This is a genomic window from Lysinibacillus sp. Ag94, from assembly GCF_023242215.1.
Taxonomy (GTDB): Bacteria; Bacillota; Bacilli; order Bacillales_A; family Planococcaceae; genus Lysinibacillus.
Genome location: NZ_CP096780.1, coordinates 1,127,048 through 1,143,468 on the forward strand (window position 1 = coordinate 1,127,048; position 16,421 = coordinate 1,143,468).

13 protein-coding genes are annotated in these 16,421 nt (G+C 34.6%); all 13 read left to right on the forward strand.

Annotated features, from left to right (window positions below):
* Window positions 1-293 precede the first annotated feature (293 nt).
* Complete coding sequence (gene rny, locus MY533_RS05005; RefSeq protein WP_132357371.1) at window positions 294-1,853, forward strand: ribonuclease Y; 1,560 nt, start codon at window positions 294-296, stop codon at window positions 1,851-1,853.
* A 311-nt stretch (window positions 1,854-2,164) separates the two neighbouring features.
* Window positions 2,165-2,929: a tyrosine-protein phosphatase gene (locus MY533_RS05010; RefSeq protein ID WP_248718226.1), complete on the forward strand. Its 765-nt coding sequence runs from the start codon at window positions 2,165-2,167 to the stop codon at window positions 2,927-2,929.
* A gap of 217 nt (window positions 2,930-3,146) precedes the next feature.
* Window positions 3,147-4,853: a phospho-sugar mutase gene (locus MY533_RS05015; protein WP_248718227.1), complete on the forward strand. Its 1,707-nt coding sequence runs from the start codon at window positions 3,147-3,149 to the stop codon at window positions 4,851-4,853.
* A 150-nt stretch (window positions 4,854-5,003) separates the two neighbouring features.
* A complete protein-coding gene (locus tag MY533_RS05020) occupies window positions 5,004-5,987 on the forward strand; it encodes an ATP-grasp domain-containing protein (RefSeq protein ID WP_248718228.1) in 984 nt (327 codons plus the stop codon).
* A gap of 381 nt (window positions 5,988-6,368) precedes the next feature.
* Window positions 6,369-7,271 (forward strand): glycosyltransferase, encoded by a 903-nt coding sequence (locus tag MY533_RS05025; RefSeq protein WP_248718229.1) that lies wholly within the window; start codon window positions 6,369-6,371, stop codon window positions 7,269-7,271.
* On the forward strand, window positions 7,261-8,748 hold the full coding sequence (locus MY533_RS05030; protein ID WP_248718230.1) for a lipopolysaccharide biosynthesis protein: 1,488 nt from the start codon (window positions 7,261-7,263) through the stop codon (window positions 8,746-8,748). Before MY533_RS05025 ends, MY533_RS05030 begins: the two co-directional genes overlap by 11 nt.
* Window positions 8,745-9,986 (forward strand): ATP-grasp domain-containing protein, encoded by a 1,242-nt coding sequence (locus tag MY533_RS05035; RefSeq protein ID WP_248718231.1) that lies wholly within the window; start codon window positions 8,745-8,747, stop codon window positions 9,984-9,986. Before MY533_RS05030 ends, MY533_RS05035 begins: the two co-directional genes overlap by 4 nt.
* The gene (locus MY533_RS05040) at window positions 9,983-11,074 is read left to right on the forward strand and encodes a DegT/DnrJ/EryC1/StrS family aminotransferase (RefSeq protein ID WP_248718232.1); all 1,092 of its coding nucleotides are present in this window, start codon (window positions 9,983-9,985) and stop codon (window positions 11,072-11,074) included. Before MY533_RS05035 ends, MY533_RS05040 begins: the two co-directional genes overlap by 4 nt.
* Before the next feature lie 183 nt (window positions 11,075-11,257).
* The gene (locus tag MY533_RS05045) at window positions 11,258-11,950 is read left to right on the forward strand and encodes a WbqC family protein (protein ID WP_248718233.1); all 693 of its coding nucleotides are present in this window, start codon (window positions 11,258-11,260) and stop codon (window positions 11,948-11,950) included.
* A gap of 65 nt (window positions 11,951-12,015) precedes the next feature.
* Window positions 12,016-12,909 carry a glucose-1-phosphate thymidylyltransferase RfbA gene (gene rfbA, locus MY533_RS05050; protein WP_248718234.1) on the forward strand — a complete coding sequence of 298 codons (894 nt, stop codon included), beginning with the start codon at window positions 12,016-12,018 and terminating at the stop codon, window positions 12,907-12,909.
* A 14-nt stretch (window positions 12,910-12,923) separates the two neighbouring features.
* Window positions 12,924-13,940 carry a dTDP-glucose 4,6-dehydratase gene (gene rfbB / locus MY533_RS05055; RefSeq protein ID WP_248719148.1) on the forward strand — a complete coding sequence of 339 codons (1,017 nt, stop codon included), beginning with the start codon at window positions 12,924-12,926 and terminating at the stop codon, window positions 13,938-13,940.
* A 140-nt stretch (window positions 13,941-14,080) separates the two neighbouring features.
* Window positions 14,081-15,052 carry a UDP-glucose 4-epimerase GalE gene (galE, locus tag MY533_RS05060; protein ID WP_248718235.1) on the forward strand — a complete coding sequence of 324 codons (972 nt, stop codon included), beginning with the start codon at window positions 14,081-14,083 and terminating at the stop codon, window positions 15,050-15,052.
* Between the two features lie 365 nt (window positions 15,053-15,417).
* Window positions 15,418-16,353, forward strand: coding sequence for a glycosyltransferase family 2 protein (locus MY533_RS05065; protein ID WP_248718236.1), 936 nt, complete (start codon window positions 15,418-15,420; stop codon window positions 16,351-16,353).
* Window positions 16,354-16,421 lie beyond the last annotated feature (68 nt).

A 16,421-nucleotide genomic window follows, 5' to 3' on the forward strand; every position in this document is an offset into this window, starting at 1 on the left:
GTATTAGGTAATTAATTCTCCTAATGGATATGACTTACTTTTTTTCTTACGAGGGCGAACAGATGCCCTACTATCCTTGACAGAGCTTAAGGCTAGCTATACAATTAAAAATGTATAATTTCTGAATTATGACTTTAAATAGGCAGTACATTCTGACTTCATTAATAATGGCTTTTGAAGATCTATTAAATGAAGATGAAAACTTTGGCAGATGTCTATGATTATGCCAAGGCAAAATTGATGTATGCGCCGACTGAAACTGTAATACCCAAATAGCAAGAGGAGGTGTTCATATGGATGGAATTACTATCATCTCCGCTTTGCTTGGACTCATCGTTGGTGCCGCTGTTAGCTATATCTACATGAAAAAAGTGAATGACTCAAAAATCACTGGTGCTAAACATGTCGCTGAAACAATCGTTGAAGAAGGAAAACGAGAAGCGGAGGCATTGAAGAAAGAAGCACTACTTGAAGCCAAAGATGAAACTCACAAATTTCGTACTGAAGCAGAAAATGACATTCGTGAACGTCGTTCAGAACTTCAGAAACAAGAGAACCGTTTATTGCAAAGAGAAGAGAATCTTGATCGCAAAGATGATGCTCTAAATAAGAGAGAAGCAGGTTTAGAGCGTAAAGAACAAGCTCTAAGCGAAAGACAACAGCATATTGAACAGATGGAAAGCAAAGTGGACGAGCTCGTTGCCTCGCAAAAATCAGAGCTAGAGCGAATTTCTGCTTTAACTAGAGATGAAGCAAAAGCTATTATCTTAGGAGAAGTAGAAAAAGAGCTAACAACTGATATTGCTGTGATGACGAAGGAAGCTGAGACACGTGCGAAGGAAGAATCAGATAAAAAAGCACGTGAAATTTTATCACTGGCATTGCAACGTTTTGCAGCAGATCATGTTGCTGAAACAACAGTATCTGTCGTGAACTTGCCAAATGATGAAATGAAAGGTCGTATTATTGGTCGTGAAGGTCGTAACATCCGAACTTTGGAAACGTTAACAGGTATAGATTTAATAATTGATGATACTCCAGAGGCGGTTATTTTATCAGGCTTTGATCCGATTCGTCGTGAAACGGCTCGACTTGCACTTGAAAAACTTGTACAGGATGGCCGCATTCACCCTGCTCGAATTGAGGAAATGGTGGAAAAATCTCGTCGTGAAGTGGATGAACAAATCCGCGAAACAGGTGAGCAGACAACATTTGAAATTGGCATTCATAATTTACATCCAGATTTAATGAAGATTTTAGGCCGCATGAAATATCGTACAAGTTATGGACAAAACGTTCTAAAACATTCCATTGAGGTCGCATATTTAGCAGGCTTACTCGCTGCTGAACTTGGTGAAGATGTAGCATTAGCTCGCCGAGCAGGCTTATTACATGATATTGGTAAGGCAATTGACCATGAAGTTGAAGGTAGCCATGTCGAAATCGGTGTGGAATTGGCCACAAAATACAAGGAACATCCGGTCGTTATAAACAGTATTGCTTCCCACCATGGTGATACAGAAGCAACATCTGTCATCGCGGTATTAGTGGCTGCAGCTGATGCATTATCAGCAGCTCGTCCAGGTGCTCGAAGTGAGACGCTTGAAAACTATATCCGCAGACTTGAAAAGTTAGAGGAAATTTCTGAAAGCTATGATGGCGTAGAAAAATCCTTTGCGATTCAGGCTGGTCGTGAAATCCGTATAATTGTACAACCAGAAAAAATTGATGACTTAGCTTCACATCGCTTAGCGAGAGATATCCGTAAGCGAATTGAAGAAGAACTTGATTATCCAGGTCATATTAAAGTAACGGTTATTCGTGAAACACGTGCCGTGGAATATGCGAAATAAAATCATTAATAGATTTTATGTCAAAAGAAAGAATAGAATTTTCGAGTCGATATGCTAGGTAGGTATTTGCACTAGATAATTACAGGAAAACTGTCGCGAATTGCGGGCTCGAAATATTTTAAAACTTTAGCAATAATAAGTTATTTTCGTGAAAAGTTAGGCAACTTCTTGTTCGGTTTCGAACAAAGAGTTGCCTATTTTTATTTGCTCTTTAGTTAGCCAATAACCACTTCTTTAATAGTACTCATAATATTTATAGATTTAGCATAATAAAGTATTGGACCTTTTTCTAATTAGGAAGGAGGATATTGATGGTTGATATGCATAGTCATATTTTATGGAACGTGGATGATGGGCCAAAAACGATGGCGGATACTATGCGATTGTTTGAACAAGCGGTAAAAGAAGGAGTTACAAAAATAATAGCCACTCCCCATTGCTATCACCCACAATATCATGCAAATTATAGCACAGTGAGAAATCAAATCCACTTATTACAATCTGAACTCATAAAAAAAAGTATTCCACTAACACTTTTTACCGGACATGAAGTACGATTATCAGAAAAAATCATGCCACTTTATAAAACAAATCAAATTCACACATTAGCATGCTCTAATTATATGTTGTTAGAATTACCATCCTATACTGTACCTGCTTATACAATAAAAATTATTCGTGCATTACTGTCTGAAGGAATTACCCCGATTATTGCGCATCCAGAACGAAATAAAGCCATTGTTGAAAGACCTGTTTACTTAGAACGATTAATTTGCGAAGGAGCAAAAGCACAAATAACTGCTGGTAGCTTAGCTGGTTATTTTGGTCGCACAATACAAAAGCGCTCACTTGAGCTAGTAAGAGCTAATTTAGTTCATACGTATGGATCGGATGTTCACAATCTATTATCTCGACCATTTTTTTTTGAAGCAGGGCTTTGTTATTTAGAAAAGAAAAAAGAGTTAGATGCCATTGATGTATTGCTGGAAAATAATGTACGAATAATTGAAAACCAGCCTTTTGTTATACAAGAACATTGTAAAATCGAAGTGACGAAATGGTGGAAGATTTTTTAGGATTAAGCGAAGGACTGTACTTATCTTGAGAAATATATAAGGGAAAAATACGGAAAGCTTTAATGTCAGTATTGAAATCATTGACGGTAAATAAAGATTACTTTGTTCAGATGGGTGTTGTCGACACCATTTGGAGCTAGGAATCCATGCGACAACTGTAAACTTCTCTGTCGATTTACATGCCATTGGAATTATTGAATGAACAGAAGGTGTCATATTGAGTATAGTAGAAGATCGTTACAGGCAATGGATAGAGGAGGCTGTTCCTTCTTATTTAAAAGAAGAACTACTAGCCATTGTAAATGATACAACACAAATTGAAGATCGATTTTACCAATACCTACAATTTGGTACAGCAGGTATGCGTGGTCTGTTAGGGGCAGGTACAAATCGGATGAATATCTATACAATTCGCAGAGCTGCATACGGCCTAGCGAAGTATATCACAGAAAACGGGGAAATAGCCAAACAGCGTGGTGTTGTCATTGCCTATGATACACGGCATTTCTCAAAGGATTTTGCTATTGAAACAGCTCAAGTTCTGGGGGCATTAGGGGTGAAAGTATTCGTATTGCGCGATGCACGCCCAACACCTGAATTATCTTTTGCGGTAAGGTATTTAAACGCTTTTGCAGGTGTGGTCATTACCGCTAGCCACAATCCAAAACAATATAATGGTTTTAAAGTTTATGGGGAGGACGGGGCGCAACTGACGCCATCTGCCATTCAAACTATCGTTGAAAAATTCGATGATATCCAAAATGTTTTTGACATTCCAACAACATCATGGCACACATTAGAGCAGCATCGAACTGTAGAATGGCTGTTACTTAATATTGACCAAGCATATCAAGAAAAATTACTCGGTTTAAAACAACGTACCAATATCGACTTCACGATACCAATTGTATACTCACCTCTTCATGGTGCAGGTCTAATATCGGTACAACAAGGTTTACAAGCATTTGGTTTTACGAATGTCCATATTGTCGAACAGCAATCCGTACAAGATGGAGATTTTCCAACGGTTCCTTATCCAAACCCAGAGGAAGCAGCAGCCTTTACGTATGCAATACAAAAAGGGTATGAAACAGGTGCACAAATACTATTAGCAACCGACCCAGATGCCGATCGATTAGGTGTGGCAGTAATAACAGAGGGTGGTTATCAATTATTAACAGGTAATCAGCTAGGTGCACTTATCTTACAGTATTTGCTTGAGGCGAAAAAAGAAAAAAATGAGCTACCTGAAAACGGCGTATTACTCAAAACAATTGTTACCTCTGAACTTGGTGCAGTAATTGCTCAACAATACGGAGTTGAAACTGTGAACACACTGACAGGTTTTAAATATATTGCAGAAAAGATTGCTGAGTATGACCAATCAAAGGAAAAAACATATCTATTTGGTTATGAAGAAAGTTATGGCTATTTGGTCCAAAGCTTTGTGCGAGATAAAGATGCGGTCCAAGTTGCATTGGTAGTAGCCGAGATGGCGGCTTACTACGCAACAAAACAACAAACGTTATTAGATGTTTTAGACAGTTTATTTAATCAATATGGCTATTATGAAGAAATATTACAGTCCAAAACATTTGAAGGCATTACAGGTCAGAAGGAAATGCAAGTGTTATTACAATACTTTAGAGAAAATAGACTATATGAAATTGCTGATCACAAGGTACTTGTAGTAGAAGATTACTTAACTAACCAAGCCATTTATCTAGATGGCTCCATTACAAAACTTAATTTACCGAAAGAAAATGTCTTGAAGTTCATATTAGAAGATCAATCATGGATAGCGATTCGCCCTTCAGGAACAGAGCCAAAATGTAAGTTTTACTTTGGTACAGTAGCTAAAACAAAGGAACAAGCGCAACAAAAGCTAAAACAATTACAAGTAAGCTTTATGACAAACAAGTAAAGAAAGTCAAAAAAGCAATCATTCCAGCAGCGGGTATTCGTTTTTGGCTTGATTCACTATCTGTACTTTTAACAAAAGAATATTTAGATCCAAAGATATTAATATGCCTTTGTTTATAGGGCAAGATGAACCTAAAAGGAGAAATAGCGGATGAATATTCTTATTAGCTGTCCCGGAAGAAGAGTAGAAATGTTAGAAGTATTTAATCGTGAATTTGCGAAATTTAATATGGGGATAATAGCTACTGGAAATTCAAATATACTACCAGCCCTATATTCGGTGGAAAATTCATTTATAGTACCATCACTAGAAGCTGATAATTATGTTGAAGAACTTTTGGAAATTTGTAAAGAGAATGATGTTAAAGCAATTCTAACTATGTTAGATAAAGATATAATGGTTCTCGCTAAAAATATTGATAAATTTACAGAAATTGGGGTTATCCCAATCTTACCTAATCTAAGTGCTGCAGAGATTTGTGATAACAAGTATTTAACGTATGAATTTTTGACAGCAAATGGGATTCGTTGTGCAAAGACATACAATGATTTAGAAACTTTTGAAGATGCTTATAGTAAAAATAAAATCTCGTTCCCTGTAATCGTCAAACCAAATAGTGCTGATGGTAGTAGAGGAGTTATTACATGCATTAATATGAAAGAACTAGAAAAGAGTTTTCAGAATGGGCATAAAAATATAATACAGGAGTTTTTAAATGGTACTGAGTATGATATAGATGCATATATTGATATTTATTCACAAAAAATGGTATCGATATTTGCAAAGGAAAAACTCTCAATGACTATAGGTGGTGCTGATAAAGTCATTTCTTATAAGGATCAAAAATTATTTGACTTTATTGAAGATTTAGCTAATAAACTTCATATGACTGGTCCTATTGATGTAGATGTGTTCAAAGTTAATGGAGAATATTATATAGGGGAAATCAATCCTAGATTTGGTGCGAACTATATATGTGCTTACGGGTGCGGTGTAAACTTCCTTGAATTATTAATAAACAATATAAATGGTAAAACGAATGTGAAGGATATTGGCAACTACAGTGATGGTATTTTAATGATGAAATATGAAAGGATTATGTTTAAAGCACCAAACGAAATAATGGGTGTGTAGAATTTACAGAGAGGGAGCACATATTTTTCGCGTAAACTTATCCATGCTTATGTCCTTTATTATGGATTTGGATGATTTACTACCACCCAACCATTATAAAGGCTTTTTTATGTCGATATTATTGCCGAAAATTCGTTCCCAGAAACGCGTTAAATTATTTTAATGCGAGGCTATAGGAATAAAGTATAAACTTAATTCGTATAGTAGGATAAAAATCAAATATACCTTCCTGTTCATTAATCGCTATAAAGCGGAATTGATTAAATTTATAGATTGAAATAACAGTTAGTTCTACAATCAGGGGGAGAAAATCAGGTGGGAAAGATCATGGTCAGTATCCACTGTCTCGCGTATAATCACGAACAATATATAGCGGATGCGATGGAGAGTTTTTTAAAGCAAAAAACAAATTTCAAATTTGAAATATTAATACATGATGATGCCTCGACCGATAGAACTGCAGACATTATTAGAGAGTATGAAAAGAAATATCCTAATTTGATAAAGCCTATCTATCAAACAGAAAATCAGTATTCTAAAGGTGTTTCAGTAGATCAAGCTAACACGATCCGAGCAAAAGGGAAATATATTGCAATTTGTGAGGGGGATGATTATTGGTTAGATCCTTATAAATTGCAAAAACAATTCGATTATATGGAGAAGCATCCTGAATGTAGCCTATGTGTTCATGGTGGAAATGTAGTAAATGCTTCGGATAAGAAATGTGTATCAATTAACCGTTTAAATAAAGGTAATAAGGAATTCTCAGTTGAAGAAGTAATTGAAGGAGGAGGAGGTCTTTTTTTAACAAATTCCATGTTTTATCCACTAAAGTATAGAAAAGAGAGACCAGACTTTCTTATAAATGCTCCTGTTGGCGATTACCCTTTAGTTATTTACTTATCATTGCTAGGTACGGTGTACTATATGGATGAGTTGATGTCTTCGTATCGAGTAGGAGATAGTACTTCTTGGACAGGCAGAACCTTTTCTGATATAGAAACAAAGAAGCAGCATTATCTTGAGATAGAAGATATGTTGGATGAAATAAATCTATATACGAACAATAAATTTAAGGATGCTATTGATAGAAGAAAGAAAAGTACGCTGTTTTCCCTTTTACTTGAAGAGGGGAGATTGAAAGAAGCAAAAACAGGAGAATATAGAGAGCTATATTTAAATTTAGGATTAAAGAAAAAAACAATATTATTTATAGATCAATATAGTCCAAGTATTTCAAAGCTTCTTAGATTTGTTAAAAGGAGGATCATAAATGGACGATGATTTAACAAAATCTAAAGTCCTTTCTTCTCTATTATGGAAGCTTTTAGAACGTGGAGGGACGCAAGGAATTCAATTTATTGTGTTAATTGTATTAGCCCGTCTGCTTCTTCCAGAGGACTTTGGGTTACTCGTCCTTGTTACCATTTTCATAACAATAGCTGGTGTGATTGTGCAGAGTGGATTTAACATAGCATTGATACAAAAGAAAAAGGTGGATGAAGCGGATTATTCATCTGTATTTTATTTAAACTTATTTGTTGCCATTATTCTGTATGTCGTACTCTTTTTAACAGCCCCTGTCATAGCCTCATTTTTTGCAGAACCTCAACTACTATCTGTCTTAAGAATTCTTTCTTTAACATTGTTTTTTGGCGTGTTTAATTCAATTCAACAAGCAGTTATTGCACGTAATATGCAGTTTAAAAAACTGTTCTTTAGTAGTATGGGAGCCGTCATTATATCTGGTGTTGTTGGTATGACAATGGCCTATACAGGATATGGTGTTTGGGCTTTAGTTGGACATCAAATGACAAACCAACTTATAGTAACGATCATATTATGGTTTACAGTAAATTGGCGACCGAAGCTTACCTTTTCAATGGAGCGGCTCGGAAGTTTATTTGTGTTTGGATGGAAATTATTAGCTTCATCATTGATTGAAACCCTTAATTCGAACATTCGAAATCTACTAATTGGTAAAATGTTTAGCCCTGCATTATTAGGCTTTTATAATCGGGGTGAACAATTTCCTAGCGTCATTATTAACAACATTAATGGCTCCATACAATCCGTAATGTTTCCTACTTTATCCTTCCATCAAGAAAATACAGAAAGAGTAAAGGTTATGGTACGTCGTTCCATTATTATGAGCTCATTTGTCATTTTTCCGATGATGTTCGGACTAGTAGCTATTGCTGAGCCTTTAGTGAAAATTTTGTTAACAGAAAAATGGCTGCCTTCCGTGCCATTCTTACAAATTTTTTGTATTAGTTATGCATTATGGCCTATACATACTGCGAATTTACAAGCAATCAACGCCTTGGGACGTAGTGATATTTTTTTAAAACTAGAAATTGTGAAAACTATATTAGGATTGATTATTTTAGCTGTCAGTATCCCATTTGGTGTTCATATGATGGCTTTAGGAGTGCTCGGAGTTGGAATTTTATCGACTTTTATTAACGCATATCCAAATTTACAATTACTAAACTATAGCATTCAAGAACAGTGGAGAGATATAAAACCATCTTTACTGACATCTTTAGTGATGGGGGCTATTGTTTTTCCAATACACTTGATTGGGTTGACTGACAGTGTGACGCTCATTATTCAAATAATTGTAGGGGTCGTATTATATGTAGGGTTAGCAAAAGTATTTAATTTTGATGCGTTTAATTATTTACTATCGATTATAAAAGGTCTGTTTAGAAGGAATACAACGACTAAAATTGTTGTTAATGAGGAGGCCACAGAATGAAAAAAATATTAATGCTTGGTGGTGCACATTCTCAAATTCCAGCAATAAAAAAAGCAAGAGAAATGGGTCACTATGTTATTACTTGTGATTATATAAAAGAAAATCCAGGGCATCAATATGCGCATGAATACTATAATGTCAGTACGACAGATAAGGAAGGTGTCTTATCATTAGCAAAAGCGTTAAACATTGATGGCATAGTTAGTTATGCGTCTGATCCTGCAGCACCTACTGCAGCTTATGTTGCTGAAAGATTGGGACTACCGTCACATCCTTATGAATCTGTAGAGATATTGTCAAATAAGGATTTGTTTCGGGAGTTTCAGAAAAATAATAATTTTAACGTGCCAAGAGCAAAGGGCTATCGAGCAGTGGAAGAAGCTAAAGCTGATTTTCACAATTTTAACATGCCTGTAATGATAAAACCTGTTGATTCTTCAGGCAGTAGAGGAGTCTCGAAAATAGATTCCATTGACACTTTGCAGGAAAAAATAGAGTACGCGTTAAGTTTTTCGAAAGTGAAACGTTTTATTGTGGAAGAGTATATAGAAAAGCATGGTTATCATGTTGGAGGGGATGGTTTTTCTGTAAATGGAAAACTTGTTTTTCGTAGTTTTACGAATGAGCATTTTCCGACAATAGCATCACCGAATCCATTTGTTCCAATTGGTTCAAGCTGGCCATGCCAAATGTCTGAGCATATTCAGCAAAAAATTCATAAAGAGATTCAAAGAGCCCTGACTTTACTCAATATGAAATCAGGTGCCTATAATTTTGACATTCGAGTGGATGAACAAGAAAATGTTTATCTTATTGAGATAGCTGCTCGGAATGGTGGCGATTGGATTCCGCAAGTAACAAAATATGCAACTGGTGTAGATTTGATCGAATATACCATTAAGACGGCTTTAGGTGAGGATTGTAATGATTTGACTATGGTTGAATCACAAGGATATTGGTCGGTGTACGTATTGAATAGTGAAACTAGCGGAGTTTTTATAAATGTGGAAATGCATGATGAAATAGTAAATGGCATTGTTGAATATGAATTGCTAGTTAAATCAAAAAATCACATTAAAGCATTTTCAGGATCTAATGAAAAATTGGGCACTATGATACTAAAATTTCCTTCAGAAGGTGACATGTTAGAGAAAATGGAACATATCACAAACTTCGTGAAGGTAAATGTTGAACATTCATTTGTGAAAATAAATAGCGTCAAGAAGGTGAATATATGAAGCCTATTCAAGTAACACAGACATCAATGCCTAGTTTTATAGAGTTCTCTGAAGAAATTAGGGGTTTTTGGGATAGCCGCTGGTTGACCAATATGGGTGTAAAGCATAATGCTTTAGAAGCTGAATTGAAACGATATTTGAATACAAAAAATATTACGCTATTTTCTAACGGGCACCTAGCATTAGAATACGCGATTGAAGCTTTTCAATTAACTGGCGAAGTCATCACCACACCTTTTACATTTGCATCGACAACGCATGCAATCGTACGAAAAGGTTTAACACCAGTTTTTGCTGACATTAATCTTAATGATTACACGTTAGAAACAAATAATATTGAAAGGTTAATAACAGATAAAACATCCGCTATTCTAGCCGTTCATGTGTACGGAAATATATGTAATATAAAAGCGATTGAAAGAATAGCTACTAAATATAATCTAAAGGTCATATATGATGCTGCTCATGCCTTTGGGGTCAAAGTAGCTGGTGAAAGTGTTGCAAACTTTGGTGATGCTTCCATGTTTAGTTTCCATGCAACTAAAGTTTTTCACACTATTGAGGGTGGAGCGTTAACCATTAGAGATTCTAACATAAAAGACTTATTAAATATTTATAAAAATTTTGGTATTACAGGACCTGAAACAATTGAGTATACAGGTGGTAATGGTAAGATGAATGAATTTCAGGCAGCTATGGGTTTGTGTAATCTCCGAAATATAGATGTGGAAATAGGGAAGCGAAAGAAAGTATTTGAGAGATATGTTGAACATCTCGGTGGTATCAAAGGTATTAAATTATTGCCTCCTCCAAAAGATGTGTCGAGTAATTATGCATACCTCCCTGTAGTATTTGATGGATTTCAACTTTCACGGGATGAAGTGTATGAAAAATTAATGAAACATAATATCTATTCCCGAAAGTATTTTTATCCTTTAACGAATAGCTTTGAATGCTTCAAAGATAAGTTCAATGCTGAAGATACACCTGTGGCAAAATATATTGCAGAGAGAGTTTTAACATTACCATTGTATGGGGATCTCATGTTAGAAGATGTAGATAAAATTTGTCTACTTTTGAAAGAATAGTGTACAAGTCATCTATCAAACAAAAGAATTTGCAAGTCATAGATTATATAGAAGCAGGGCTTTTTAATTTAAAGTGAACAAAATGTTTACTTCGTTCCTTAAATTTCCTGAAGTTGATCTTTTTTATCAAGATACTTAGTTTTATTAACGTAAGAAGGGACACTTAGAATGAGGATAGCCTTAATGCAACCTTATTTTTTTCCGTATTTAGGATATTTCCAACTGATACATTCGGTAGATGAATTTGTCATTTTTGATAATGCTCAATATACGAGAAGAAGTTGGATAAATAGGAACCGACTCTTGAGTGAGCATGGAAAAAGTATATATTTTAATGTTCCAGTATGTAAAGCTCCTAGAGAAACTAAAATTAAAGACATTATCATAAATAGTAATATGCATTGGCAAGAAAAGATTTTTAATCAATTAATATTTTATAAAAACGCGCCGTATTTTATGAATGTTATGGAATTCGTAACGGATTGTTTCACAAATAGTAACAGCAATTTAAGTCAATGCATTACTTTCATTCTAAGAAAGACATGCGCATTATTAGGTATTGAAACGAGTATTACTATTCTGTCGGAAAAATTTCCTACTATTATAGAGGCTAATGCAGCAGATGAATGGGGAATTAAAGTATCTAAGGCCTTAAATGCGACTACTTATATTAATGCGATTGGTGGCAAGGATTTTTACAAACAGCAAAAATATACAGACAATGATTTGGACATTCAATTTATTCAACCAATACTAACACCGTACAAGCAATACTCAAATGATTTTATGCCTGGTCTTTCAATAATTGATGTCATGATGTTTAACGATATTAGTAAAATTAAAGAAATGTTAGATATTTATGAATTAGTTAGATGATAGTAACGAAAGATGAAGTTATTAATGAAATAGGGAGCAACTAAAAAAGAAAGAGGCGAAATTAGGTGAAAGGTATTATTTTAGCTGGGGGTTCAGGGACTCGACTTTATCCGTTAACAAAATCGATGTCAAAGCAAATGTTACCGGTTTACGATAAACCGATGATTTATTACCCACTTTCTGTCTTAATGCTTGCGGGTATTAGACATATATTAATAATATCAACACCTCGAGATCTTGAGGGATTTAAAGAGCTATTAGGTGATGGACGTCATTTAGGAATGCATTTCGAATATGCTGTTCAAGAATATCCCAATGGTCTTGCCGAAGCTTTTATTATTGGAGAAAAATTTATTGATCATTCCCCTGTAGTATTAGTATTAGGGGACAATATTTTTTATGGCTCAAATTTGAGTAATCGACTAAAAGAAGCCGCTACTTTAACTAGAGGTAGTATTGTATTCGGCTGTTATGTCAAAGATCCGCGTGCATATGGTGTAGTGGAAATAGATGAGCAAATGAATGCTATTTCAATAGAAGAAAAACCGGAAAGACCGAAATCCTCATACGCAGTGCCAGGTTTATACTTTTTTGATCATAAAGTCGTTGAGATTGCCAAAAATGTAAAGCCATCCGTGCGTGGAGAAGTAGAAATCACCTCTATTCTTGAAGAATATTTACGAATGGGCGAATTAAAGGTCAAAATAGCTGGACGTGGCTTAACTTGGCTAGATACAGGAACACATGAGTCTTTACTTGAAGCTTCTAATCTTGTCGAGGCGATTCAAAAGAGACAGGGGCTTTATATCGCCTGTATTGAAGAAATTGCTTTTAGAAGCGGATATATTACAAAGAAGCAATTGTTAGAGCTTGCCCTACCATTTATGAAAACAGAATATGGTAAGTATTTGCTGGAAGTATCTAATACCTTGGATCATTCACTTATAACAATACATTGAAAGAGGTAGGAATGATGGTAAAGAAAAAAATATTAGTTACTGGCGGTGCAGGATTCATAGGGGGCAATTTTATCCAATATTTAATGCATAAGTATCCTACCTATGAAATTTATAATTTAGATGTATTGACATATGCAGGTGATCTAGGTAAACATCGAGCATTCGAAACAAATGATAACTATACATTTGTAAAAGGGGATATTGTCGATCGTGAGTTGGTTATGACTTTATTTAAAAAGAAACAATTCGATTATGTCGTTCATTTTGCAGCAGAAAGTCATGTGGACCGCTCCATTACAGATCCATCGGTATTCGTTCGAACAAATGTATTAGGGACACAAATATTATTAGAAGCAGCAAAGCAAGTAGGCATTACTAAATTCGTCCATGTCTCTACGGATGAAGTTTATGGGGAATTGGATTTTGAACCATCTACCTATTTTACAGAAGCGACATCATTAATGCCAAACAGCCCATATAGTGCAAGTAAAGCTTCTGCTGATTGCTTAGTTCGTGCTTATTATAAAACATATGGCTTACCAATGAATATTACGCGTTGTTCGAATAACTATGGACCCTATCAATTTCCAGAAAAATTAATTCCTTTAACTATTTCTCGTGTGTTAAAGGATGAAAAAATCCTTCTATATGGTGATGGACAAAACATACGAGATTGGTTACATGTTTTTGATCATTGTACAGCTATTGATGTGGTGTTACATGAAGGTGTCAACGGAGAGATATATAATATTGGCGGGCATAATGAACGCACCAATTTAGAAGTCGTTCAAACGATTATCAAGTCATTAGGAAAATCGGAAAAACTTATAAAGTATGTAACAGAGCGTTTAGCTCATGATAAACGCTATGCCATTGACCCTACTAAAATAGAGCAATTAGGTTGGAAGCCTATATACACATTTGAAACTGGCATTGCGCAAACGATTCAATGGTATGTTGAAAACAACACTTGGTGGAATCAAATAATAAATGGACAATATCAACAGTATTTTGAAAAGCAATATTCATGATGCTGGAAGCTATTCAAGTACCTACCAGAGTACTCTTAGCCTTTGTGTAAATAATTGGTCTTCACGCAACTACGCTATTTTCAAAGCGCTTTTTATTAGTAAAAGAACAATGAAAATATGAAATAAAGGGAGACAACCATTTGATATTAGTTATCGGTGGAGCGGGATATATAGGTAGTCATCTTGTAAAAGAGTTAGTAAAGAAAGAAACAGTTGTTGTATTAGATAATCTTTCCACTGGCCACAAGGAGTCGATTGATGAAAAGGTGATTTTTGTGCACGGGGATATAGGAGAAAAAGGCGATTTGGAGCGTGTTTTTTCGCAATATTCCATTAAAGCGGTAATGCATTTTGCAGCGAGTAGCCTAGTCGGTGAATCTGTAGTAAATCCGCAGAAATATTATGAGAACAACGTTACATCTACGTTAACTTTATTAAGTGTAATGTTAAAGTATAACGTGAAAAATATTATATTTTCCTCAACTGCAGCGATTTATGGGGTTCCTAACCTAAACATGATTGATGAATCAATTGTGCCAAACCCAATAAACCCTTATGGAAGATCAAAGCTTATGATTGAACAAGTTCTCATGGATTATGCAACAGCCTATGATTTACGTTACGTAATTTTAAGATATTTTAATGCAGCAGGAGCCTTTGAAACAGCGGAAATTGGGGAAAGCCATAATCCCGAAACTCATCTTATTCCAATCGTATTGCAGTATTTAGCTGGTAATAGGGAGAAGGTGTGTATTTATGGTACAGACTATGAAACACCCGATGGTACATGCATTCGTGATTATATACATGTGACCGATTTAGCAATAGCACATATTCTTGCCTTATATTCATTACTTGAGAACACCAATAAAGAGGTAATTTATAACTTAGGGAATGGTCGGGGTTATACAGTAAAAGAAGTAATAGAAGTTTGCGAGGCAGTAACAGGCAAAAAGGCAAATGTCGAACTCTCTGAAAGACGTGAAGGAGATCCTGCAATACTAATTGCTTCATCTAAAAAGATTTTTGATGAACTTGGGTGGAAGGCAGAAAAAAGCTTAGTGGAAATTATTGAAGATGCTTGGAAATGGCATAACAATCAAAGATACTGAACGGATAAAAACTTAATTTAAAAATGTAACTGACTACAAAATATTGCTTGTTATTATAAAAGTGCTGAATTTACCTAAAACTTGGTATAAAAGTTAGCACTTTTATATTTTTTACTTTCTCTTTTGCATAACAACTCACCATGTATAAAGAGAAATTCATCTTCATATAAGTAGTAAATAGCAAAATATTTGTCCAAACGAAGCTTATCGCAATGGAGTCATTCGTCATGTTCTCAAATACTAACATTATTTGAACCAGCTCTTGCTAAATTCTGCGATAGGTGGAAACGGTTGTTCATTGAAAGTGAAGGAAAGATAAAAAGGGCATTTCATCAGTTGCAACATGACTAATGAGGATGTGTATAATGAAAGATTTAATTTCCGTAATAATGAGTACTTATAATGAAAAGATGGAATGGTTAAAAGCCAGTATTGAATCTATTTTGAATCAAACATATTCAAAAATTGAATTTATTATTGTATTAGATAATCCAGATAATACTATGATTAAAAGCGTTGTATCTGATTATGCAAATAGAGACGAGCGCATAATCGTGGTTGAAAATGAAAAAAACATAGGACTAACAAATAGTTTAAATAAAGCTTTAGCGTATTGTAATGGTGAATATATAGCACGAATGGATGCGGATGATATTTCAGATCATACCAGACTATATAAGCAATTGGTTTACTTGAAAAAGTATAACTATGACTTAATTGGATCTAAAGTTAGAATAATTGACGAAAGTGGGAATGTTATACAAAAATCTTCTAATCATCCTGTTTCTAATACTTTTATTAATAGTATTTTGAAATACGATAATTGTGTTCCTCATCCAACATGGCTAGTCAAAAGAGAAGTGTATACTGACTTAAATGGATATCGGAATTTACACACCTGTGAAGATTATGATTTTTTATTGAGATGCTCTCAAAAATTTAAGATTGGTAATTGTAATGATGTAACGCTTACTTATAGGCTCAATTCTAGTAGTATTTCAAGATCGAATGCCTTAAAACAATTTTTATCTGCGAAGTATTTACAAAAAAACTATAAAAATATTCATTTAATTAATCAATCAGAAATCGATAAATATGTGAATAAAAGGACTACACTAAATACCGAAGAAAATTTTGATAAAGCACAGATCTATTTTAAGGAAGCATTAGTTTATAAAGAACAAGGCGAACTTTTTAAAATGGTATTAAATTTAATTCTTGCCTTAAAAATTTCGAAATATTTTCTTGTAAGGTGTAAAAATATGTTATCTATTAGAACTATTATACTGCTTAAAAGGTGATGGTAAAAAATACAGTCATTTCTTTTGTATTTTCTATAAAGAAATGGTGGCAGATTCTTGACCTAGTT

Bases quoted from the DNA above. Each gene is read 5' to 3' on its own strand.
- MY533_RS05010 (WP_248718226.1), top strand. From the start codon at position 2,165: ATGGTTGATATGCATAGTCATATTTTATGGAACGTGGATGATGGGCCA.
- MY533_RS05030 (WP_248718230.1), top strand. From the start codon at position 7,261: ATGGACGATGATTTAACAAAATCTAAAGTCCTTTCTTCTCTATTATGG.
- MY533_RS05040 (WP_248718232.1), top strand. From the start codon at position 9,983: ATGAAGCCTATTCAAGTAACACAGACATCAATGCCTAGTTTTATAGAG.
- rny (WP_132357371.1), top strand. From the start codon at position 294: ATGGATGGAATTACTATCATCTCCGCTTTGCTTGGACTCATCGTTGGT.
- rfbB (WP_248719148.1), top strand. From the start codon at position 12,924: ATGGTAAAGAAAAAAATATTAGTTACTGGCGGTGCAGGATTCATAGGG.
- MY533_RS05035 (WP_248718231.1), top strand. From the start codon at position 8,745: ATGAAAAAAATATTAATGCTTGGTGGTGCACATTCTCAAATTCCAGCA.
- MY533_RS05025 (WP_248718229.1), top strand. From the start codon at position 6,369: ATGGAGAGTTTTTTAAAGCAAAAAACAAATTTCAAATTTGAAATATTA.
- MY533_RS05045 (WP_248718233.1), top strand. From the start codon at position 11,258: ATGCAACCTTATTTTTTTCCGTATTTAGGATATTTCCAACTGATACAT.
- MY533_RS05065 (WP_248718236.1), top strand. From the start codon at position 15,418: ATGAAAGATTTAATTTCCGTAATAATGAGTACTTATAATGAAAAGATG.
- MY533_RS05020 (WP_248718228.1), top strand. From the start codon at position 5,004: ATGAATATTCTTATTAGCTGTCCCGGAAGAAGAGTAGAAATGTTAGAA.